General features: G+C 67.1%; 15 protein-coding genes and 2 pseudogenes. 3 read left to right on the top strand and 14 right to left on the bottom strand.

Annotated elements, in window-relative coordinates:
- Window positions 1–218: 218 nt before the first annotated feature.
- From ACFY4A_RS29885 to ACFY4A_RS29855, 7 genes are all read right to left on the bottom strand, one after another.
- Window positions 219–1,973, bottom strand: a complete 1,755-nt coding sequence (locus tag ACFY4A_RS29885; protein ID WP_390832456.1) for a beta-galactosidase family protein — start codon at window positions 1,971–1,973, stop codon at window positions 219–221.
- Window positions 1,970–2,845 (bottom strand): carbohydrate ABC transporter permease, encoded by an 876-nt coding sequence (locus tag ACFY4A_RS29880; protein ID WP_390832455.1) that lies wholly within the window; start codon window positions 2,843–2,845, stop codon window positions 1,970–1,972. The genes ACFY4A_RS29885 and ACFY4A_RS29880 overlap by 4 nt, the downstream gene beginning before the upstream one ends.
- A complete protein-coding gene (locus tag ACFY4A_RS29875) occupies window positions 2,842–3,795 on the bottom strand; it encodes a carbohydrate ABC transporter permease (protein WP_390832454.1) in 954 nt (317 codons plus the stop codon). Before ACFY4A_RS29875 ends, ACFY4A_RS29880 begins: the two co-directional genes overlap by 4 nt.
- 171 nt (window positions 3,796–3,966) lie before the next feature.
- Entirely contained in the window at window positions 3,967–5,280 is a 1,314-nt protein-coding gene (locus ACFY4A_RS29870) for an ABC transporter substrate-binding protein (RefSeq protein WP_390832453.1), read from the bottom strand.
- Window positions 5,281–5,434: 154 nt separating this feature from the next.
- Window positions 5,435–6,433, bottom strand: coding sequence for a polysaccharide lyase family protein (locus tag ACFY4A_RS29865; protein WP_390832452.1), 999 nt, complete (start codon window positions 6,431–6,433; stop codon window positions 5,435–5,437).
- A 1,112-nt stretch (window positions 6,434–7,545) separates the two neighbouring features.
- Entirely contained in the window at window positions 7,546–8,238 is a 693-nt protein-coding gene (locus ACFY4A_RS29860) for a hypothetical protein (protein ID WP_390832451.1), read from the bottom strand.
- Window positions 8,239–8,385: 147 nt separating this feature from the next.
- Window positions 8,386–9,165 carry a FadR/GntR family transcriptional regulator gene (locus tag ACFY4A_RS29855; protein WP_390832450.1) on the bottom strand — a complete coding sequence of 260 codons (780 nt, stop codon included), beginning with the start codon at window positions 9,163–9,165 and terminating at the stop codon, window positions 8,386–8,388.
- 646 nt (window positions 9,166–9,811) lie between these two features.
- On the opposite strand from ACFY4A_RS29855, the gene ACFY4A_RS29850 reads away from it, so the two are divergent.
- Window positions 9,812–10,981, top strand: a complete 1,170-nt coding sequence (locus ACFY4A_RS29850) for a Gfo/Idh/MocA family protein (RefSeq protein ID WP_390832449.1) — start codon at window positions 9,812–9,814, stop codon at window positions 10,979–10,981.
- 130 nt (window positions 10,982–11,111) lie between these two features.
- On the opposite strand, the gene ACFY4A_RS29845 is transcribed toward ACFY4A_RS29850, so the two are convergent.
- Together ACFY4A_RS29845 and ACFY4A_RS29840 are read right to left on the bottom strand one after the other, a co-directional pair.
- A complete protein-coding gene (locus ACFY4A_RS29845; protein ID WP_390832480.1) occupies window positions 11,112–12,803 on the bottom strand; it encodes a beta-galactosidase family protein in 1,692 nt (563 codons plus the stop codon).
- Between the two features lie 164 nt (window positions 12,804–12,967).
- The gene (locus ACFY4A_RS29840; protein ID WP_390832448.1) at window positions 12,968–13,213 is read right to left on the bottom strand and encodes a hypothetical protein; all 246 of its coding nucleotides are present in this window, start codon (window positions 13,211–13,213) and stop codon (window positions 12,968–12,970) included.
- A gap of 448 nt (window positions 13,214–13,661) precedes the next feature.
- On the opposite strand from ACFY4A_RS29840, the gene ACFY4A_RS29835 reads away from it, so the two are divergent.
- Both ACFY4A_RS29835 and ACFY4A_RS29830 read left to right on the top strand, forming a co-directional pair.
- Window positions 13,662–13,835 (top strand): hypothetical protein, encoded by a 174-nt coding sequence (locus ACFY4A_RS29835; protein ID WP_390832447.1) that lies wholly within the window; start codon window positions 13,662–13,664, stop codon window positions 13,833–13,835.
- 9 nt (window positions 13,836–13,844) lie between these two features.
- A complete protein-coding gene (locus tag ACFY4A_RS29830; RefSeq protein WP_390832446.1) occupies window positions 13,845–14,888 on the top strand; it encodes an enolase C-terminal domain-like protein in 1,044 nt (347 codons plus the stop codon).
- A gap of 84 nt (window positions 14,889–14,972) precedes the next feature.
- Here the strand turns inward: ACFY4A_RS29830 and ACFY4A_RS29825 are convergent.
- The 5 genes and pseudogenes from ACFY4A_RS29825 to ACFY4A_RS29805 form a co-directional block, all read right to left on the bottom strand.
- Window positions 14,973–15,815 (bottom strand): annotated as a pseudogene (locus ACFY4A_RS29825) (amidohydrolase family protein).
- A 61-nt stretch (window positions 15,816–15,876) separates the two neighbouring features.
- Window positions 15,877–16,884, bottom strand: coding sequence for an aldo/keto reductase (locus tag ACFY4A_RS29820; protein ID WP_390832445.1), 1,008 nt, complete (start codon window positions 16,882–16,884; stop codon window positions 15,877–15,879).
- 176 nt (window positions 16,885–17,060) lie between these two features.
- Window positions 17,061–17,888, bottom strand: a complete 828-nt coding sequence (locus tag ACFY4A_RS29815; protein ID WP_390832444.1) for a carbohydrate ABC transporter permease — start codon at window positions 17,886–17,888, stop codon at window positions 17,061–17,063.
- Between the two features lie 2 nt (window positions 17,889–17,890).
- Window positions 17,891–18,697 (bottom strand): carbohydrate ABC transporter permease, encoded by an 807-nt coding sequence (locus ACFY4A_RS29810; RefSeq protein ID WP_390832443.1) that lies wholly within the window; start codon window positions 18,695–18,697, stop codon window positions 17,891–17,893.
- Window positions 18,698–19,938: 1,241 nt separating this feature from the next.
- Window positions 19,939–21,589: pseudogene (locus tag ACFY4A_RS29805) on the bottom strand (ISAzo13 family transposase).
- Between the last annotated feature and the right edge of the window lie 87 nt (window positions 21,590–21,676).

Here is a 21,676-nt window from a genome sequence, read left to right as displayed (position 1 = left end):
ATGTCCTCACCGGTGGCAAGTGAGTTGTCCCGGTCGCCGTGGAAGTCCCCCACACTGGAGACGACGCTGCGGAGTCGAACCTGGCTGGCCGTGAAGGTGGAGTAGAACGGATGCCTGAGTTTCCGTGATTGAGGCTCACTTCGGTTTCGATGATCTGCCCGTTGTCGTCCTCCATGCTCTGGCCCCACTGCACTACGGGACGCTGACCGTGCGGCATTTCAGGGCTCAGGCCGATGTGCCGGTGAGCCGAGATCCGAGGTGGCGTGCAGTTCGACCACCTTGCCCGGCTTGTCCAGTTCGAGAATGGTGATCTCGTTGGCGCCCGCCTGCCACAGCGGGGCCGGGGCGTAGAGGGTGCGTTGTGGGCCGATGCGCCAGTACCGGCCGAGCAGGAATCCGTTGATCCAGCAGAATCCCTTCGTCCAGCCCTCGAGGGCGAGGAAGCCGTCGGCGGGTTCATCGATGATGATCGGTGCCCGGTGCAGCGACGGCCCCGGGCTGTTCTGGCCGGTCGGCGCCGGTGGGGTGTCCAGCGGGATCGGCCGGTGCTGCCAGCCGAACACGTACCGCTGCCCGATCAGCACACCACCCAGGATCCCCTTACGGTCGGCCAGGTCCGGGCCGAAGTTGACTCGTCCCTGGTTCTCCACCAGCACATCCAGGGTTACTTCGGCTCCATTGCCGCAGATCGCCAGGCATTGCTGCGGCGCGTTGCGTTCGAGCACGCCCACCAGCGCGCCGTCGACGAACACCTGGGCCCGATCACGCAACTCGCGTATCGCCAGCGTGGTGTCCCCCGGTGGTACGGACACCCGGGCCCGATAGTGGACCAGCCCAGTGGACTGGCCCAGTTCCTCCATACTCAGCGGCGTCGGCGACTCGACCGGGTCTCGCAGCGGAGCCGGACCGCCCAGCAGCGCGCCGACCGCTCGCGTCGGAACCGACTGCGGGGCGAGCCGCGCCGGCACCGTCGGCAGCGGCGTGTCCGGGACGGGCAGGTGTCGGGCGATCACCTCGCGGTACCGGTGGAACTTCTCGGTCAGCTCCCCGGATTCGCCGATCGGCGCGTCGTAGTCGTAGCTGGTGATGGTCGGCTGGTACACGCCGTCCTGGCAGTTCGCGCCGTTCCACAGCCCGAAGTTCGTCCCTCCATGCGCCATATAGATGTTCACCGACGCCCCTGTGCGGAGAATCGCGTCCAGTTCGGCGGCTGCGCCCTCCGCCGAACGGACATGATGCGGATCACCCCAGTGGTCGAACCACCCGTTCCAGAACTCCATGCACATCGCCGGACCGACCGGCTGGAAGCGTCGCAGCACGGCGAACGCTTCGTCAGTGCGCGATCCGAAGTTCACCGTGGCATGGACCCCGTCGACCATTCCCGCGCTGAGCGTCGAGTCGGCCGGCCCGTCCGATGTCACGAACGGACCGACTGCCCCGCGGGCCCGCAACCCCTCGAAGAGATGGCGAAGGTACGCGGCGTCGTCGCCGAAGCTTCCATACTCGTTCTCCACCTGCCAGGCCACGATCGGACCGCCGGACGTGGCCTGCAGCGACACGAGTTGTGGCAGCAGCGCGCCGAACCACTGATCCACAGCGTCCAGGTAGGCCGGGCTGCCGCAACGCAGGCGCACCGACGGGTCGCTGAGCAACCGGGCCGGCAGCCCGCCGAACTCCCATTCCGCGCAGATGTACGGGCCGGGGCGTACGATCACGTCCAAGCCGGTTTCGCCGGCCAGTCTCACGAACCCGGCAATATCCCGCCATCCATCGAAATCGAACTCGCCCGGCGTGCGTTCGTGAAAGTTCCACGCCACGTAAGTCTCAACGGTGTTGAGACCCATCGCGCGGAGCCGCAGCAGCCGATCCCGCCACTGTTCCGGGTGCACCCGGAAGTAGTGCATCGCCCCCGACACGATCCGGTGCGGCCTGCCATCGCGACGGAATCCGTCCGACCCGATCGCCAGTGTCACTTCACACTCCCCGCAGTCAGGCCGGAACGCCAGAAGCGCTGCAGCACAAGGAAAGCTATCACCAGTGGAATCACCGACAGGAAAGCGCCGGTAATGGTGACGTTGTAGGGCACGCCGTTGTTGAATTCCGCGCGCCAGTTCGCCAGCCCCACGGTGATGGGTTGCAGCTTGTTGTCGCTGAGCATCAACACCGGGAGAAGGTAGTTGTTCCAGATGCCGACGAACTGGAAGAGGAAGATGGTGACCATGGCCGGTGACATGACCGGCATCGCGATCCGCCAGAAGATGCGAGCTTCGCCGGCGCCATCGATCCGGCCGGCCTCGATCAACTCGTAGGGCACCGCCGCTGCGGCGTAGATCCTGGCGAGGTAGACGCCGAACGGGCTGACGATGCTGGGCAGGAAGACAGCCCAATAGGTGTTCACCAGGTCGAGCGAGCTGAACATCAGATACAGCGGAAGCGCGAACATCGATGCGGGAATCAGTACCGCGCCGAGCACGATGTCGAAGATCAGGTCGCGTCCACGGAAGGAGTACTTCGCCAGCGCGTAGCCGGCCATCGCGGATATGAGGGTGCCGACAGCAGCGCCACCGACGCTGTACAAAACACTGTTGACGATCCATCGGCTGAAGACACCGTCCTCCTCATGGAAGACGTCGCGGACGTTCGCCCACAGATCGAAGTGAGAGAACCACAGGCCATTGGTGGTGAATAGGTAGCCTTTGTTCTTGGTGGCGCTTACCAGCAGCCACCAAGGCGGAATCAGCGTGTAGATCGCAAAGAGCAGCAGCACCAGGAAGACGCCGGATCGGCTGGCCAGCGGCACTTTACGTGCGGTGCCGGATCGAGTGGCATACCTGATGGTGGTCATGCGCCGAGCCCCCTGCGTTGAGTGAATTTCATGAATCCGAAGGAGGCCACGAAGGTGAGCACCGCCAAGATGACGGATTCGGCTGCCGCCAAGTTGTAGTTGTTGATGTTGGCGGCGTACTGGGCGGCCATAATGGGCGTGTAGGTGGCGGTCACCGCGGCCGCCTCTCGCTGCAGGATCGCCGGCTCGGTGTACAACTGCGCGGTGCCGATGATCGAGAAGACCGTCGTCAGGATCAGTGCCGGTCGCAGCAGCGGGATCTTCACGTGCCAGGCCAGCCGCCACCCGGAACACCCGTCCATCACCGCCGCCTCGGTCAGCTCCCCGGGAATCGCCTGCAGCGCGGAGTAGAGAATGAGCATGTTGTAGCCCGTCCACGCCCAGGTCAGCATGTTGCCGATCGAGACCAGCGCCAGTCCGCCGGACAGGAAGTCCACGTTCATACCGATGTGCTTGAGCGCGGCCGTGAACGGGCTGACGCTGGGTGCATAGAGAAACGACCACATGATCGCTGCGATCGCGCCGGGCATCGCGAAAGGCAGGAAGAAGATCACCCGAAAGATCCGCTTGAACCGGGCAGACCGCGAGTCGAGCAGCAACGCCAGCAGCAACGCGAGCCCGAGCATGACCGGCACCTGGACCACCCCGAGCAGGAGAACACGCAGAATCGACATCAGGAAGTTCTTGTCGTGCAGTGCCGTCGTGTAGTTCGACAAGCCGGCAAATATCGCTGTGGGTTGTGACAGCCCCAGTCCCGAACGGTGCAACGTCAAAAAGCTCTCGTATACGGCGTAGCCGATCGGCGCAAGCATCATCGCCGCGAACAACAGCCCGAACGGCAACAGGAAGAAAATCGCCGAGAGGGTGCGCCGTCGTCCGGCCGACGACCGCTGGGCCTTGACCCTGTGTTTCGTGACCGGGAGGTCTTGCTCAACCATGTTGATCGTCATTTTGGTTCCTCGTCCGCGCCGAACGCGATGGAGCGCCGCTCCTCACGGCCGACGTCGCTCACGCAACCATTCCTGGGTGTTTTCCCCGGTCGCCCGCCGCAGCGTGGCCCGATCGTTCGCGGTCCTGGTCCGCTGCGGCGTGCGATGGGGCGGCAACGCCGTTGATTCGGCCTAGCCGACGGACAATCCCTGACTCTTCATCGCCGCGGCCGTCTTGGTCTGTACGGTCTTGGCTACATCGGAGATCGAGCCCTTGCCCTGTGCGGCGTTCTTCATCCCGTCGACAAAGTCCGCCTCGACCTGGGTCATCGTCGGGCCCCACACCCAGTTCGGGCTGGTGTTCTCTGCCGCGGTCTTGAATACCTTGTAGATGTTCCGTCCGCCGAAGTAGGGAGACGGCTTGTCGACGGCCGGCAGGCCCAGACCGCTCTTGGCCGCCGGGTAAATACCGGTGTTCTTGATCAGATTCGTGAGGCTGTCCGTGTTCGTACTGAACCAGGTCGCGAATTCGGCGGCCTCCTTCGGATGCTTGCAGCCCTTGAGCACCGCCGTGGTGGACCCCCCGTTGTTCCCCGCAGCCTGCTCTCCCGCGTTCCACTGCGGCATGGGCGCGACCGCCCACTTGCCGGACAGTTTCGGCAGGTTCTGCTCGATCAGCGGCGCCGCCCACACCGCGGTTATCACCGTGGCGATGTGTCCATCCTGCGCTTCCTTGAACCACGCGGTGTCAAGCGGCGCGGCACCGGTCTTGAGCAGTTTCTTGTCCAGCAGGCCCTGCCAGTACTGCGCGACCTTTTGCGTCTGAGGACCGTCGATCGTTACTTGCCACCGATCGTTCGCCGTGCCGAACCAGTGTCCGCCTGCCTGCCAGGCGTAACCGGCCATGTCATAGGAATCCACCGGCGCGTTGATCAGGAAGTTCGCTGGGTCTGCGGCATGGAACTTCTCCGCGGCTGCGGCGAAGTCCTTCCATGTTCTCGGCACGGACAGCTTGTACTTGGCGAACAGGTCGGTGCGGTAGAACAATGCCGTCGGACCGGTATCCACCGGGATGCCGAAGACCTTGTCCCCGAAGCTGGACTGCTTCCACGTCCACTCGACAAACTGATCCTTGCTCGCATTCGCGTACGCGGAGACGTCCTCCAGCGCGCCGGTGACCACGAATGTCGGCAAGGACTCGTTGCCCACCTGCGCAAGACACGGTGCGTTACCCGCCGTCACCGCATTCTGCATCTTCGTATAGCCACCGGAGGAGCCGGACGGCACCTTGCTGAAGTTGACTTTGATGTTCGGGTGGGTCTTGTTCCACAGCGCCACCGACTTGTCATAGCCCGGCGCCCAACCCCAGAAGTCGAGGCTCACCGAACTCGAGCCACTGCTCGCGCTGTCGCCACTCTCCTTGCCTGGACTGCACGCGTTCATCGTCACTAGAGACGCGACCGCGAGGAGCATCGCGCCAACGCGCGCAATCCCTCGTGGAGCCATGTGGATTCTCCTTTGTCTCATCCAGCCCGGTGGGCCGGCCAGAAGTACGGACATGGGTGCTCGTCATGAGTCCCGCCGGGCGCGGCTGTCGACTGGCCGTGGTGCCTGCCGGCAGCCGTGCGCGGTCGGATCTCGACGGGTGTGGTGATGTTGGTCAGGGGAGCTGGCGGATGCCGAAGGCGTCGTAGACCATCCAGGACCCGCTGGTTGTGGTGACGGTGAGGGTGTTGTCGCCGGACTTGAGGGTGGCGACGGGGAGGGTCACGTTCAGCGTGGATGGTTTGATGCCGTCGGCCCCTCGGTGGCCGCGGCCGGCGCCTGGCGCGGTCTGGACGTTGCGCACGGTGGCGCCGTTGAGCCCGATCGTGAGCGCGGGTGGGAGGGCGTCGTGGGTGTCGTACAGCCAGGCGGTGAACGTCAGATCGCTGCTGGGGGCGTGGCCGAGGTTGAAGGTCAGTCTGAAGGTGTGCTGCTTGCTTCCGGCCCAGGCGTCGGCCGGGCCGGGCTGGACGTAACTCCAGTTGGTGGCCGGGTCACTCTTGCCTGCGGTGAACGTGACGTCGTTGGGGAATACGGAGGGGTAGTCGTTGTTCCGATCCGGATTCAGCGCGAACTCGTGGGTGCTCAGATCGGCCTCCCCCACCATGGTGACCGGCTTGCTGACGACTGCCGGCAGGGTGCTGCTGACGGTGGGGAACTCACCCTTCGCGGCCAGTGTGACGGTGGCGTTGCCGAACGCGTCCTTGGCGGGCGTGATGGGTATCTTGACGGTCTTGGTCTCACCGGGATTGAGGGTGATGAGGTCCGGCTGGTTCCCCGTCCATCCGGACGCAACGACCGCCTGCACCTTCGTGGTCGAGGTGTCGGCCAGGTTGCTGGTGACCTTGACCGCGACAGCTGTGGGACGCCCTGCGACCAGGTCCGGGCTCGCCGGACCGGTGATCTCGACCGGTTTGACGATCGTCAGCGGGACCTCAGCCGACGCCACCGGCTTCCCGGCCACCCGGGCATGAGCCGTGAGCATGGCCTCACCGAGCGAGGCGTCATCCTTGGCGGTGACACGGAACGAACGGGTCAGGATCTCGCCGGGCCTCAGCCCGGAGAATTCCGCCGAGCCAGGGTCAGTGCTGCGCGGGTCCACAAGGCTGGTCACCCGGTCGGCCTCACTCACCCCTACCGCCAGGAACCCCGCGGTGATCCCCAACTGCTTGGACGCCTGCGTCGCATGGCGGGAGCGACGGCGACGGCCATCGCCATGAGTGAACTCAAGATGCCGGCGAGCAGAGAGAGCAGAAGACGATGTCTGCCCACAATCTTCTCCTCGACAGAGTTGGATGCCGGCAAAGCACGTGCATGCTTGATCACCTAAAAGGCACACGATTCCTTCAAAGGCCGAGACCCTTGCGGGCCAAGAAGGAATAACCTGCCCCGACATGAGGCTCGTGGTGTGTGGACCAGATCTCGAAACGCACGCACTGGAGAGTCCGCGGAGAGCCTGGATCCACCGGGCGGCGGTGGCGTCTTCAAAGGAGTGCCGCTCCGCAGCCGTAGACCCCGTACGCGAGGGCTGGCCGAGCATCGTGTCTGGAACCGCCCGGCGGGCAGGGGTGATCCGCATACAGTTCACACTCTTCCCACGGATGAGATCTCCGCTCGTCGGTGGTCTAGCAGCGTGCCATCGAGGGAGGTGCGCGCCCCATCAGGTAGCCCGCCGGCGGCTCAAGTACGGTCGAGTATGAGAGCCATAACTCCGAGCCGTCAAGGGATAGATCTGATTAATAGCAAACAGCTTGGTCAGAGATCTACTACCTCTGCGCCATGGGAAGGCGCGTGTTCAGAGTCCGCGTGCGGCGGCCGTCGGAGCGGCGCGGGCGTGACGGTAGGCGCCTATCTCGGCGTCGAGCGCGCCCTGTCTACGCGCCGCCTCTCCCTCCCTGCGACTTCCGAAGATAGATCTGATTCTCCAGTTGCTGTCTGTGGCTGAGGCACTCCCGAGGCGTCCAGCCTGCACAGCTCCCCGGTCCATGGGACCGGTTCGGACCGAGGCCGATCTCGGATGGTACGTACTGGTCGTGGTACGCCACGATGGCTCGACGCAAGTGAGGTGAGTCTGGATGCGGCAACCCATCTCGTCAAGCCCGTAGGTGTGATTCACTTTATGTATGCCACGGCAATAGATGCGAAGTAGATTCCGCTGGCGTGTCCGTTCTCGGGACCACGAGAGGAGTCGCCAGAGGAGATCGGGACAGAGGTTGACCCGACCCGTCATCGCACGTCCCGCAGCAGCCCAGCGCGGCGAGCGGTGGCTATCGCCCCGGTTACGAGATCGCAGCGGAGCGCATCCTCGGATACGTCGTCCGCGAGCGACTCGAGCCCGGCGCCCGCCTGCCGGCGGAGAAGGGTCTGGCGGACGCCGTACAGATGAGCAGGACCGTCGTCGGGAAGGCGGGTATACGTCGGGGGTGCGTCGCCGTGTGCGCGGTGAGCCGCCGACGAGCCTGGGCGATCTTCATACCCTGGGCCTCGACGACCGCCCGGCACTGCTGCACCACGTCGCCCAGCGAAGGCCGGTCGTCGGCGCTGTGGGCGAGCATGCCGGTCAGGAGCGGCACCAGCTCGGCGGGCGCCCCGGAACACATGCGGCGCGGTGGCGGGGTCGGTGACGAGACGGAACACCATGTACGGGGTCGCCGCTTCGTGGGGATAGTGGCCGGTCTCCGCGAACAGCAGCACCGCGCCCAGCGCGTACACTTCCACGCCGGGCGTCAGCGGGTTCACGTCGGCCGCCCGCTCGGGCGCCATGCACCCCGGGGTGCCGACCGCCTCGTTGGGGACGGTGAGCGAGACGTTCGGCTCGACGAACGCCGCCAGACCGAGTTCGATGATCTTCGGGCCGTTGGGCCCGAGCAGGATGTTCGCCGGTTTGAGGTCGCGATGGAGCAGGCCCGGCGTGTGCACGGCCGACAGCGTCTCGGGAGCGCACCGAGCGCGGCCGTGAGGAGAGAGGGGAGCGGGCCGTGCGACTTCACGTGGCGTCCGAGGTCGGGCCCCTCCACGTACTCGGTGGCAAGCCACGGCTGTTCCGCCTCGGCGTCCGCCTGAGCTTCAGGCGTGACTGTCGTCGCCCGGTACGACCCGGCGCCAGATCTCCTGCTGGAATTGCTGAGCGGTCATGTCGATGTGTTCGGCCATCAGCGTTTCGGCACGGTCGGTCTCTCCGGCGGCGATGGCTTCAGCGATGGCCTCGTGCTGTTCGGCGGCCACTTGCAGGGATCCGCCGGCGATGCCGGCCAGTCCTATCGTCATGACCTGGCGCTGCAGACGTCGCACAGCGTCGACGGTAGAGGCGAAGAACATGTTGGCCGCAGCGGCCGCGATGCCGGTGTGGAAGGCCTCGTCGGCAACGGTGAAGGCATCGATGTCGCCCTGCTGTGCCGCATGCGCGGACTGCTGTGCAGCTTCGCGTACCGCCTTGACCTGCGCGGGGGTGGCTCGCTGCGCGGCCAGGTTCGCGGTGGTGGTCTCCAGATGACGGCGGAACTCGAAGAGTTCGTCCACCTGCCGCAGGTCCGCGGGCAGGAAGTTGGCGAGCGACTGCTGCCAGGAGGACTGCTCGGGCTCGGCCACGTAGATGCCGCGGCCCTTTTGCACGGACAGCCGTCCCAGGGCGGAGAGGATCTTCACCGCCTCGCGCACCACGGTCCGGCTCATCTGCACCTCGTCGGCCAGGTCCTTCTCCGTGGGCAGCCGGTCGCCGGGCTGCAGGCCCGCCCGGACGACGTACTCGAGGATCCGTTCGGCTGCGACCTCGTACCCGGGGCGGTAACCGCGCACCATGCCTGTCGACGCAGGCGCGGGCGCGGAGATCTTCTCTGAGTGGGTCAACGACTCTCCCTCGCTTCCCTCTTGAGGCCGCTGGTCCGCTGACCGCCGCCTCGACTCTGGCCCATATGTTTCAGATACATAACGAGTCCCACAATCAGTGAATCACACTCAAACCCTTGACGCCAGGATCCGGTACCCACAAGACTCTCCCCCGTACCGCTTGCGTCGCACCACCCGGCCATGGCTAGGCGATACCACCCCGGCCCGGCCGCGGCGTCACCCCCGGACTGCCACCTTCGAACCCTCGCGACGGCGCATGGCGTCCAGGAAAGCCAGCGCAGTTCAGTCTCGCGGATTCGATATGTATCTGATTTATATCCTCTCCATCGTAGCGCAGATGGGGTGTCTCCATGTACCTTCGGCGTAGCCGTAGGCACGCCTGCCGGTCCAGCCGGCCTACGGGACCAGCAACCAGCCTCGCAGCACGGTGGTGATCCACCACCTGCTCCACGGTGCCGCCAACGGCCCCTCTCACCAGCTTCCGGGGCAAGCCCTTCACCGGCCACTCGGGGCTGACCACCGGATCGCCGATGGTCTCCGCGCCGATGAGCGTGGCCCTCGTACTGCCCGAGCGGCACTTCATCCAGGGCATCGCCTTCACCAGCAGCAACCGTAACGTGTCGAAATCCCTCGAAAGGACAGCGCGTTGGACGACATCAGAGTCGGCGTCATCGGCCTGGGCAATCGCAGCGATCTGGTCGAGCTGGCCCATCGGCCGGGCTCGGGCTCCGTGGTGGTCGCGGCCTGCGACCGCGATCCGCGGATGCTCGCGCTCGCCGAGAAACGCTTCGGCACCCGGGTGAGGACTGCCCTGGACCACCACGAACTGCTCGCTGCAGGGCTTGACGGCGTGTTCGTTTTGACCCCCGACCACACGCACGAGCAGATCGGCCTGGACTTCCTCGCGGCCGGTGTCCCGGTGTTCCTGGACAAGCCGATGGCGATCACCATCGAGGGCTGCGACCGGCTGCTCACGGCGGCCCGCGCGTGCCGAACCCCGCTGTACGTCGGCCACAACATGCGACACATGCCGGTCGTGGTGGCCATGCGCGAGCTGATCGACAGCGGGGCGATCGGCGAGGTGAAAGCCATCTGGTGCCGCCACTTCGTCGGCAACGGCGGAGATTTCTACTTCAAGGACTGGCACGCCGACCGGCGCTGCACCACCGGTCTGCTGCTGCAGAAGGGAGCACATGACATCGATGTCATCCACTGGCTGGCCGGCGGCTACACCCGGCGCGTGAACGCCATGGGCGGGCTGACGGTCTACGGCGACATCACCTCGCGCCGCGACCGCAGCGGGCAGCGCATGACCGACTGGCTGTCCACCAACAACTGGCCGCCCCTCAGCCTGACCGGTCTCAACCCGGTGGTGGACGTGGAGGACCTGAGCATGATGCAGATGCAGCTGGACAACGGCGTCCTCGCCAGCTATCAGCAGTGCCACTACACACCCGACTACTGGCGCAGCTACACGGTGATCGGCACCGAGGGGCGGCTGGAGAACTTCGGCGACTCCGAGGGAGCGGAGGTCCGGGTGTGGAACCGCCGCGGCGAATACCGCGCCGACGCCGATCTGGTGGTCCCCGTCCACACACCGACCGGCACCCACGGTGGTGCCGATCCGCTCCTGGCCGCGGAGTTCCTGCGGTTCGTGCGGGAGGGCGGGGCCACCGTCACCTCGCCGGTCGCGGCCCGCGAAGCGGTGGCCGCCGGCTACGCGGCCACCATGTCGCTGCGGGACGGAGGCAGGGCCCTCGACGTGGCTCCCGTGGACCCGGAAGTGGCCGCATACTTCGCTCACGGTCAGAGGTGAGCCCGCCGACGGGGCGCTGGCGACCCTGGTGGCGACGTACAGCGCACACGCAGACACACTGAGTGCTCAGGGGCGCGGTGGCTCCGGCCCGGAAGGGGGGCGGACCGGAGCCACGCCGTCGGGCGGCAGTTCAGCCTGTGGGGCCCAGATCCGCCGTGTCGAGGATCTCGATCCGCTCGCCCGTCCGGTGCAGTTCGAGGATCACGAGTTCGTTGCGACCGGGCCGCCACACCGGCGCAGGGGCGTAGAGCGTGCGCTGCGGGCCGCGATCCCAATGGCGGCCGAGAGCGAAGCCGTTGAGCCAGACCTGGCCCTTGGTCCAGCCTGGCAGGGCGAGGAAGGCGTCGGCCGGAGCCGGGACCTCCACCTCCGCCCGGTGGAAGGCCGGACCTTCCATGGCTTCCGCGGCCCCGAACCGCAGGGCGGCCAGATCGGTCAGCGGGAGAGGACGGATCTCCCAGCCGAACTGGTACTGGGTGTCGATCCGGACGCCGCCGCTGATACCCTTGCGATCCTCCAGCCAGGGGCCGTAGTTGACCCGCCCCATGTTCTCCACCAGCAAGTCGAGCTCAGCGCCGCTCTCGGGGACGCTGACCGGCAGCGCGTCCAACGGTCCGTCACGCTCCAGGAGGCCGAGCAACTCACCGTCCAGGAACACCTGGGCCCGGTCGGCCAGACCGTGCACGCGCAGTGTCGCGTCGGGGAACGGGCCGCGCAGCCGTGTCCGGTAGTGGATCAGCCCGAGTGACTGGCCCAGGGCCTCCATCGGCTCCGGCGCGCGCCGTTGCTGCGGGGTGGACAACGCATCGAGGCAGTTCAGCAGCGCCACCGCACCGTTCGGGCGCACCGTCTGCGGGACGAGCCGGTCGGGTCGCGCGGGCGCCTCGTGCCCGATCGGGCCGCGGTGCCGCTCGATCACCTCGCGGAAGGCGTGGAACTTCTCGGTCAGCTCTCCCGCCTCGCCGACCGGTGCGTCGTAGTCGTAGCTCGTGCAGGTGGGCTGGTAGTCGGTCTCGTTGCGGTTGGCGCCGTTCCACCAGCCGAAGTTCGTGCCGCCGTGACCCATGTAGATGTTCACCGAGGCGCCCTGGGACAGCATCCAGTCCAGCTCCGCGGCGGCCTCGTGCGGGTCGCGGACGTGGTGGTGCCCGCCCCAGTGGTCGAACCACCCGTGCCAGTACTCGGAGCACACCAGAGGGCCGGTCGGCTGGTGGCGGCGCAGCGTGGCGAGCGCCTCCTTCGGGCGCGAGCCGAAGGTCGCGGTGGCCAAGGTGCCAGGCAGGACGCCGCCGCGCAGCACTTCGTCGGTGGCGCCGTCGGCAGTGAACAGGAGGCAGTCCACGCCGCGTCGGATCAAGCCCCGCCGCAGGTGGTCGAGATAGCTGGTGTCGTTGCCGTAACTGCCGTACCCGTTCTCGACCTGCGCGGCGACCACCGGTCCGCCCTGACTGGCCAGCAGCGGGCGCAGGACCGGGACCAGCTGGTCGAACCAGGCGTCCACGGCGGCCAGATAACGCCGGTCGGTGCGGCGCAGACGCAGCGTTGGATCGGCGAGGAGCCAGGCCGGCAGGCCCCCGAACTCCCACTCGGCGCAGATGTAGGGTCCGGGCCGCACGATCACGTCCAGGCCGAGGTGTGCCGCGGTGCGGATGAAGCGGGTGATGTCGGCCGGGCCGGAGAAGTCGGCGCGGTCGGGGGTCGGCTGGTGCAGGTTCCAGGCGATGTAGGTCTCGATGGTGTTGACGCCCATGGCGCGCAGGCGGCGCAGCCGGTCCTCCCACAGCTCGGGATGGACCCGGAAGTAATGGATGGCGGCGGAGATGATCTGGTGGGGTCGGCCGGCGCGCAGGAAGCCGTGGTCGGTTAATGGTCAGCTCTGCGGCGGCGCGGGGATTGGTCACAGCTGTTCCCGGGTGGTGAGGTGGTGACAGTGGTCGTGGCGGTGGGGCGGGCGGCGACCGCTTCGCCGCCGGCCCCAACGGGTTTTCAGGAGGCCGGGCGCAGATGCTGCAAGGTCAGCGTGGTGTCCGGACCGGCGGAGGTGTGGGGCGCGTACTTGGCGGTCTCGGGGGTCGGCCAGCCGGTGAAGTGGCTGGAGTTGATGTCGACGAACGAGGCCGCGCCGCCGATCGGGAGGAAGGGCGCCCGCCGGGCGAGAATTTTCAGCGCCGGGCCCGCCAATTGCTTGAGTCGGCCGGTGTCGGCGGGGTCGACGGTGGCCATCTTCGCCATCAGCGCGATGTCCGGGTCGTTGAAGCGGCCGAAGTCGCCGGGGGCGGCCTTGCCGAGCGGGGTGTAGTAGTCGCTGCTGAAGGCGTTCAGTGCGCTGAAGACGCTGCCGTCGCCGGAGGGCGCGGGGTGAATGCCGCTGTAGCCGTTCTTGCAGTGGTACTCCCCCGCTTCTGCATGGAGGACTCCTCTGGGGGCAGGACCGGTTGATCGGTCACGAGCGCATGACGTAGAGGGATATAGATCTGATACATGCCAGATCCACGAGATTGAACCGTGCGGACTCCCTGGAGGCCCGTCGCAGGTACAGGAAGGTTTGACCCTTTTCGCCCGGGATTTCTCCCGCGTCGGAGCCAAGACGGAACAACCCGACTGGTATGGGGAAGAGTCTGGGGTTACCGGATCCTGGCGTCAAGAGTTTGGATGTGATTCACTGAGCACAGATCGCTTCATGTATCGGAAACATATGGCGGGCGCCGAGATAGGAATGCGGCGACCGGCGGTAGAGCAGATCTCCGCGCCCGGGTACGAAGTCGCTGCCCGACGCATCCTCGACCACGCCGTCCGGGCGGGGCTCCGGCCCGGCGACGACACCCACTCCGGAACCCCGGACCTCCAGCTGTGAAGGACATCCATGCGAATCACCGATGTGACTGTGGAAATGGTCGACCTGCCCGCTCAGCCACCCTTCCGGTGGCGGGCCGGGCTGCCGGGCTCGGAGCCGGCGGTGGTGGGTGGAATCCTGCGCGTCCACACCGACGAGGGCCTCGTGGGCGAGGCGCACACGCGGCGCGGGCTGATCGTCTCCGACCTGGTGGACCGCCGTATCCGTGCGGACCTCACCGGGCGCGACCCGCTGATGCGCGAGCTGCTGTGGCACCGGCTGTGGGAGCTGGACCGCATCGAGGAGCTTCCGATCTATGCTCTCGGCCTGGTCGACGTGGCGCTGTGGGACCTGGCGGGCAGGGCGGCCGGGCAGCCGGTCCACCGGTTGCTGGGCAGCTACCGCGAGGCCGTTGCCGCCTACGCGAGCACGGTCACCTTCGGCAGCGTGGAGGAGTACCTCGATGTAGCCGACCAGTGCCTGGAGTTGGGCTACGCCGCCGTCAAGCTGCACGGCTGGGGCGACCCGAAGGCGGACGCGGAGCTGTGCCAGAAGCTGCGGGCGCACGTCGGTGACGACGTCCCGCTGATGTACGACGGTTCGGCCGGGTTCGACCTCGACGACTCGGTCTACGTCGGCCGTGCGCTGTCCGAGGCCGGCTACCTGTGGTACGAGGAGCCGATGCGCGAGTTCAGCGTGACCTCCTACCGTTGGCTGGCCGAACGGGTCGAGGTCCCGCTGCTGGTCGCGGAGACCTCAGACGGCGCACACCTGAACGTCGGCGACTTCATCGCGGCCGGCACGGCGGGCCGGGTCAGGACGAGCGCTCAGTACAAGGGCGGGATCACCGGGGCACTGCGCATTGCGCATCTGGCCGACAGCTACCAACTGCGGGCCGAGGTGCACGGCAGCGGAGTGGTCAACGCCCATCTGTGCATGGCGATACCCAACACCACGTACTACGAGTCCCTGGTGTACACCAATCCCGTGGTGCGCGAGCCTGCGGTGAGTGCCGACGGGCTGGTCCACGCCCCGACGGCCCCCGGCATCGGGTTCGACCAGCCGGGCTGGTGACGAATTCGCGCGTGGTCGCCGCAGGGGGCAACAGGCGGCGGGCGCAGCTGCGCCCGCCCCCTGTTGCCCCCTGCCTGCCGTGAGTCAGAGGCGGTAGGCCCGGGAGGCCGTGCCCCCGAAGACCTCATTCCGTTCGTGCTCCGACAGGTCCGCCAGGAGCTCACGGCTGGTGGCGACCACCTGCCCGTACTCTGCCGCCAGCGTGCACACCGGCCAGTCCGACCCGAACATCAGCCGCTGCGAGCCGAAGGCCTCCAGCGCGACCGGCACGAACGGTCGCAGATCAGCGCGGCTCCGGGCATGCCAGTCGGCCTCGGTGACCAGCCCGGAGAGCTTGGCCACCGTGTTGGGAAGCCGGGCCAGGGCGCGCAGGTCCGCGGCCCAGGTGTCCTGTCGACGCGGCCGAACGGGAGGCTTGCCCAGGTGGTCCAGGACGAAGGTGAGCTCCGGCCGGGCGCGAGCCGCCGCCACCGCTGACGGCAGTTGCTCGGGGCGCAGCACCAGGTCCTAGGCGAGGCCGGCGGATGCGACGGCGGCCAGACCACGGTCGGCTTCGGGGCGCAGCAACCAGTTCGGGTCGTCCTCGCTCTGCACCTGGTGGCGGATACCGACCAGGTGGTCACCGCCGGGCAGCGCACGCAGCTCGGCCAGAGCGTCGGAGACCGCGGGAGAGGTCAGATCGGTCCAGCCGACGACTCCGGCCACCAGGTGGTCGTCGGCGGCCAGGGCCAGGTACTCGGGCGTCTCCTCGGGTACGCAGACGGTCTGCACCAGCACCGTGGCATCGACGCCGGCGGCCGCGGCTTGCGGGCGCAGGTCGTCGAGACTGAAGTCGCGTCGCAGGGGCGCGACTTCAGGGCCGATGAGCCAGTCCTGGTCACGGACCGACAGGTCCCAGACGTGCTGGTGGGCGTCGATGGTGGTCATGTGCGCTTCGCCTTCCGGGTGAGTGGGTCCGTGCCGCCGGCGCGGAACAGCACGATCCGCATCAGCGGCAGCATTCGTCCTGACGCCGGTCGGGCACCGGAGCGTTCCAGGGCAGCAGGCCCCGGGAACGCAGCGCGAGCCACATGTCCGGGGGGATGTGATGGCGAATCATCGCGGCGGCGTCCGCCACCTCGGCGGCGGTGCGCGCCCCGAGCACCACACCGGCGACCGCCGGATGGCCGAGCGGGAACTGCAGTGCCGCTGCCCGCAGCGGGACCTCGAAGTCCTCGCACAGGGTTCTCAGCGCCAGCGCCCGTTCCAGCATGGGCTGGGGGGCGGGGGCGTAGTCGAAGGTCGCGCCCGGCTTGGGATCGGCCAGCAGACCCGAGTTGAACACCCCGCCCACGACGACGGACACCCCGCGTCGCTCGGCCTGCGGCAGGAGCGAGGCCAGCCCGCTCTGGTCGAGCAGGGAGTAGCGGCCGGCCAGCAGCACCACGTCGACGTCGGTGTCGCGGATGAACCGTGCCGGCATCTCGGTCTGGTTCATGCCGACGCCGATCGCGCCGACCGTGCCCTCCGCGCGCATCCGCTCCAGCTCGGGGTAGGCGCAGTCGAGAGCCTCCCGCTCATGGTGGTCCGGGTCGTGCAGGTAGACGATGTCCACTCGGTCGAGGCCGAGCCGGGTGAGGCTCTCCTCGACGCCGACGCGGACACCGCGGGCGGTGAAGTCCCACACCCTCTCGTGGGTGGCCGGGACGGCGAAGCCGTTCGCCCGGTCGTCACCGTGCGGTCCGGTCCGTGGGCGCAACAGGCGGCCGACCTTGGTGGAGAGCGTGTACTGGTCACGCGGTCGGGTACGCAGGGCGTCTCCGAGCCGGCGCTCCGACAGCCCCAGACCGTAGTGCGGGGCTGTGTCGAAGCCGCGGAGCCCGCAGGCCCAGGCGGCTTCGACGGTGGCGGCCGCGTCCTCGTCGCTGATCGCGTGGAACAGGTTTCCGAGCGGGGCGGCGCCCAGCGACAGTTCGCCGACCGCCGTGGCGGTGCGCCCGGGTGCCGTGCTGCGCATGAGTTCAGGTCTGCCTCTCACTCAGGGCCTCGGCCGCACTCCTGGGAACCGTCATCCCCGCGGCCGGGCCGGGTACTTGGGGGTGAGCTTGCGGGGCAGCCCGTACCGCGCTCGATGGCGAGGCGGCACAACGATGCGGGGGTGTCCACGGCCCCGCCCCGGAGCCGGCCGGCCGATCAGCCCTTCGTCGCTCCACCGGTGAGGCCTTTGACGAATTGCTTCTGGAAGGCCAGGTAGAACACGAGGATGGGCAGCGTCGCGAGGAACATGAGGGCGAAGACCGAGCCGAAGTCCGCCTGGTGTTCACCGATGGCGCGATAGATTCCGACGGTCACCGTGGTCCCGGAGGCCGGGCCCAGGAGGATCAGCGGGTTGAGGAAGTCGTTCCAGATCCAGACGCCGAGGAAGATCAGCACGCTGGCCGATGCCGGTCGCATCAGGGGAAAGACGACCTGCCAGAAGGCGCGGAACGCGCGGGCACCGTCGATGGCCGCTGCCTCTTCGACTTCGCGTGGAATGGTCTTGGTGAAGCCGGCGAAGACAAGGACTCCGAACGGCATGTAGTAGCCGACGTACGCGAGGATCAGACCGGGCACGGTGCTCATCAGGCCAAGTGCCCGGAGCACTTCGGTGATCGGGGTGAGGATGACCGCCGGCGGCACCATGAGGCCGCACAACAGCGCGGCCATGGCGACCTTGGCCAGGACACCGGTCGACCGCGCCAGGTAGTGGCCGAGCATGGCGGAGATCGCGGTGATGACGAGGATGGAGATCACGGTGACCTCCGTGCTGTTGATCAACCCGTACCAGAAGAGATGGTCCGGTCGGGACAGCACGTTCTGGATGTTGTCCAAGGTCGGTGGGATCGGGAGACCCACCGGATTCGACACGATCGCCGAACCGTCCTTGAACACATTGACCAGCACGAGGTAGATCGGCAGGAAGAACAGACAGCCTGCGAGCAGCGCGGCCATCGGACGAAGCCAAGCTCTGGGTTCGTTCATGATCAGGAAGACACCTCGCGTTTCTGCAACAGGCCGAGCGCGATCACCGAAACAGCCGCGACCAGGGCCAGCATCGCCACGGCCATTGCAGAGGCGTAGCCGACGTGGTTGCCGTTGAACGCGGTCTGAATCACCTGAAAAGCGAGGGTGGATGTGGTGCCCGGGCCGGGGCCGCCGTTGGTGAGGACCTGGACCTGGTCGTAGGCCTTGAATCCGCCGATCAGCGACATGACCGTGTTGATGGTGACGGCGGGCGCCAGCATCGGCCAGGTCACATGGCGGAACCGCAGCAGTGGTCCGCAGCCGTCGATCGCTGCCGCCTCGTGCAACTCCTGCGGGATTCCCTGAAGCCCGGCCAGGTAGATGACCACGCAGAATCCGAGCCCTTGCCAGGCGATGACCCACGAGACCGTGTAGAGGGCGAGACTCGGGTCGGAGAGCCACCCCGGCGGGTCGCTCATCCCCAGCTGACGCAGCATGGAATTGAGCAGGCCGTCGTCGACGAGGATCGCCTGCCAGATGACGCTGACCACCACAGCGCTGAGGACGACCGGGACGAAGAACACGCTGCGGAGCGCGTTGTACAGCCAGCCGCGTCGATCGAGAAGCAGGGCGAGAGCGAGGCCACCCGCGTTGGTGACGACGGTCACGATGGCGGTGATGAGGACGGTGTTCCCCAGCGCTTTGAGGAATTCGTCGTCGGAGGCAAGGCTGGTCAGGTTGTCCAGGCCCACCCATTGGGTCGGTGGGTTGAAGGGGTTCTTGTTGGTGAAGCTGTAGCCGGTGGTGATGCCGATGGGCACCAGCACAAGGGCAAGGTAGGCCAGCAGACCTGGCGCCGCGAAGAGGGCGAAGCGGCTCAGTCCGCCCCGCGAACGTGCCCGTCGGGGCCGATCCGGCGGCCGCTTCAGCGCAGTGGCCGGCTGCGCCTCTCGTGGAGCGCCCGGTTTTCCGGGCGTGGCAGCGGAACCCTCTGGTCGGGTGAGGGTACCCGCGAGGGCGGCGGCCCTCAGGAGTGTCGAATTGCGCGCCATGCGTCTCTTCCCCTACCCGTCGATGTCGGAGGCTGTGGTGTGTCGCTGCCTTGTCGGTCCATGCCGAGGTGGGGATCCCGCTCCCAACCGTCCGCCGCATCCGTCACATGATTCAGACTCTTCCGCGAGCCCTACTGCGCTCGATGTGGCCGCTTCCTCCGAGCGCTCGCCCACCGAAAGCGCTCTGAGTATCGAAGTCCACCCACGACAGTGTCAAGATATAAAACACAACCATCTCACGCAGATCGCAGATCTGTACAGAATAGATACGATATATTGAGGGCGAGCAACAGGTCTGTCGCATCAATGCGCCTGACCATGAGGCGACAGCCCTTCGCTGCTCGTTCGACCGATCGTCCGATGGGCCAAGCGATCGAGCACCTCAGCCCGCAAGCCCCCCTTAGGCTAGATAGATCCTAACTAAGCCTTGACTAGCCTGCAGGCAGCTGCACGCTAGATCGCACTTGTACTTGGCGGCTACCCGGAAGAGCCAAAGAATTTCCGTTCCTGGCGTAGCTGGCGGGAGTGTCCGTTCAACATCCCCCTTGCTCCCCTGCCCCCATGGAAGAGTACGAACTATGTGAGTGGCGTCGTTCGTCACCCCTCTCCCGGCGCGAGATTCCGGCCCCATGCGGCTCCAGTACAAACGATCAGCACTGCTCGCTTCGTCGAGATTCCCCTCGCCAAGGAGGAAATATGGACAGACGCCGCTTTCTGACCGCCAGTGGCCTGAGTTCGATCACGGCGATGGGGACGATGGGACTTACCGCCTCCCCCTCTCAGGCGGTGCAAACAGCCACCAGCGGGGCGTCCCAGCCGTATCGGATCATCGCGGGCTTCCTGTCGGTGGGTGTCAGCAGCTCTGGCCGGGTGAACAGCCTGGTGGAACTGCGCAGTGAGGTTCCCCAGAGATGCGGGGTGGTGACAGCAAGTCAGATGGGTCTCTTGAGAGGAGATCTGACGATGCCTGCCCCCAGGAAGTACCCCAGTGCCGCGTAGTTAGGGCTTGCAGATCATCAACTTGCTGATTTGCTCTTGAGGGGGATGACGATGCCTGCTGTAGTCGCGAGGTCGTGGAGGGCGTCCAGGTCGGCGAGTTGATGGTCGGCGCGCTGGATGACATGTCCGGCGGTCTGGAGGAGTTGGCGGACATCGCGGATGCGCCGGTTGACCGTTCCAGGATGGACGTTGAACAGGGTGGCGACGGCGACCTGGGGCAGGGCCAGGCGGTAGTGCAGCACGGTGGCCAGGAGCCGGTCGGCGAGGGTGAGCATCGGCCGGCGTCCGGTGGTGCCGTCGCCCTTGATGCGGGGCCGGTGGCCACGCCGCTTGTCCAGATCGGCTTCGCGCTGGTCCTCGTGGAGGGCCAGGAGCTGGACGATCAGGGCGTCCCACTCGACCGCGGTGAGCCCGGTGAACAGCGGGTGGCACAGCCAGGCCAGGTCCGGGCTCGGCTGGTCGAACGGGTCCGAGGCTTCGTCGATCTCGGCGTAGAGCTCGGGCCGCAACGTGTAGTTCCAGGTGCCAGGTGTGGCGGTCCAGCGGCAGGGCGTCCATCTGCCGGTCACCAACGGTCACGCCGGTGGGGTAGGCGCCGGTGTCGAGTGCGGCGCGGACGGCCAGCCCGGTGCCGGTCGTGGTCGCGGCAATGCTGTTCACGACCACTTCATGGCTGGTCAACTGCCTGCCGCGCCAGTTCATCGTGATGTGGGAGAACAGCCGGTGTTCGACCTTGTTCCATTTCGATGTTCCCGGAGGAAAGTGACACACGGTGATCTCCAGGCCGGTCTCCAGGGCCAGGGCGGCCAGTTCGCTCTTCCAGGCGCGGGTGCGGTAGCCGTTGGAGCCGCCGGCGTCCGCGGTGATCAGCAGCCGGGACGCGGCCGGGTAGTCGAGGTTGCCGCGGGCCTTCCACCAGCGGCGGATGGACTCGACCGCGAACGCGGCGGTGTCGTGGTCGGTGCCGACGCTGACCCAGCCGGTGTTCGCGGCCAGGTCATACACGCCGTACGGGATCGCCTTGCCCAGCTGCGCGTCGGGGAAGTCGTGGGTCGAGACCTGCACCGGCCGCCCCGCCGGCAGCCACTGCTGTCCGGCGTTCTTATAGGTGCCGACCAGCTCTTTCTTCTTGGTGTCCACGCTGACCACCGGCTCTCCCGCATCGATGTGGGCCCTGGCCTGCTCGTTGATGTAGCGGAACTGCCCATCCCGGTCCGGGTGCCGACTGCCCTCGCAGGTCTTGGCGTTGCCCTGCAGGCTGAAGCCCTCCTCTCGCAGCAGGTCCCCGACCGTGTCGGCCGAGACCCGGTGGCCCTGCCGGGTCAGCTCGGCCACCAGGGTACGCGTCGACTTCGTCGTCCAGCGCAGCGGCGACATCGGATCCCCGCGCACATCCAGCTCCACCAGCGCCAGCAGCGCATCGCGCAGACCGGGATCCAGGTCCACGACCCGCTCGTGGCCGCCACCCGGCCGCCTCGCTCTGCCCAACGGCGGTTCCCCGGACTCCAGTTCATACACGCCGGCCGACACCGTCGCCTCACGCACACCTGCGGCCCGCGCGACCAGCCGGATCCCACCGTGGCCGATCGACCGGGCCTCCGCTCCCAACAGCAGACGCCGCTGCCGCTCGTCCAGATGCGGCAAGATCGTCTCGAACTTCGCTGTCAGCAACGCTCGTTGCTCCGGTGAATCGCCTATACCACACCAACGAGCTGAAGAGCTGCAAGCTGCGGGTTGATGATCTGCAAGCCCTAA

This window comes from Streptomyces sp. NPDC001292, from assembly GCF_042896465.1.
Classification (GTDB): domain Bacteria; phylum Actinomycetota; class Actinomycetes; order Streptomycetales; family Streptomycetaceae; genus Streptomyces.
This window is presented reverse-complemented; position numbering and strand designations above follow the sequence as displayed.

Coding starts and splice junctions, on each gene's coding strand:
- ACFY4A_RS29880 (WP_390832455.1), bottom strand. CDS start 2,845: ATGACCACCATCAGGTATGCCACTCGATCCGGCACCGCACGTAAAGTG.
- ACFY4A_RS29830 (WP_390832446.1), top strand. CDS start 13,845: ATGCGAATCACCGATGTGACTGTGGAAATGGTCGACCTGCCCGCTCAG.
- ACFY4A_RS29840 (WP_390832448.1), bottom strand. CDS start 13,213: ATGGCGAAGATGGCCACCGTCGACCCCGCCGACACCGGCCGACTCAAG.
- ACFY4A_RS29875 (WP_390832454.1), bottom strand. CDS start 3,795: ATGACGATCAACATGGTTGAGCAAGACCTCCCGGTCACGAAACACAGG.
- ACFY4A_RS29820 (WP_390832445.1), bottom strand. CDS start 16,884: ATGCGCAGCACGGCACCCGGGCGCACCGCCACGGCGGTCGGCGAACTG.
- ACFY4A_RS29815 (WP_390832444.1), bottom strand. CDS start 17,888: ATGAACGAACCCAGAGCTTGGCTTCGTCCGATGGCCGCGCTGCTCGCA.
- ACFY4A_RS29870 (WP_390832453.1), bottom strand. CDS start 5,280: ATGGCTCCACGAGGGATTGCGCGCGTTGGCGCGATGCTCCTCGCGGTC.
- ACFY4A_RS29835 (WP_390832447.1), top strand. CDS start 13,662: ATGTATCGGAAACATATGGCGGGCGCCGAGATAGGAATGCGGCGACCG.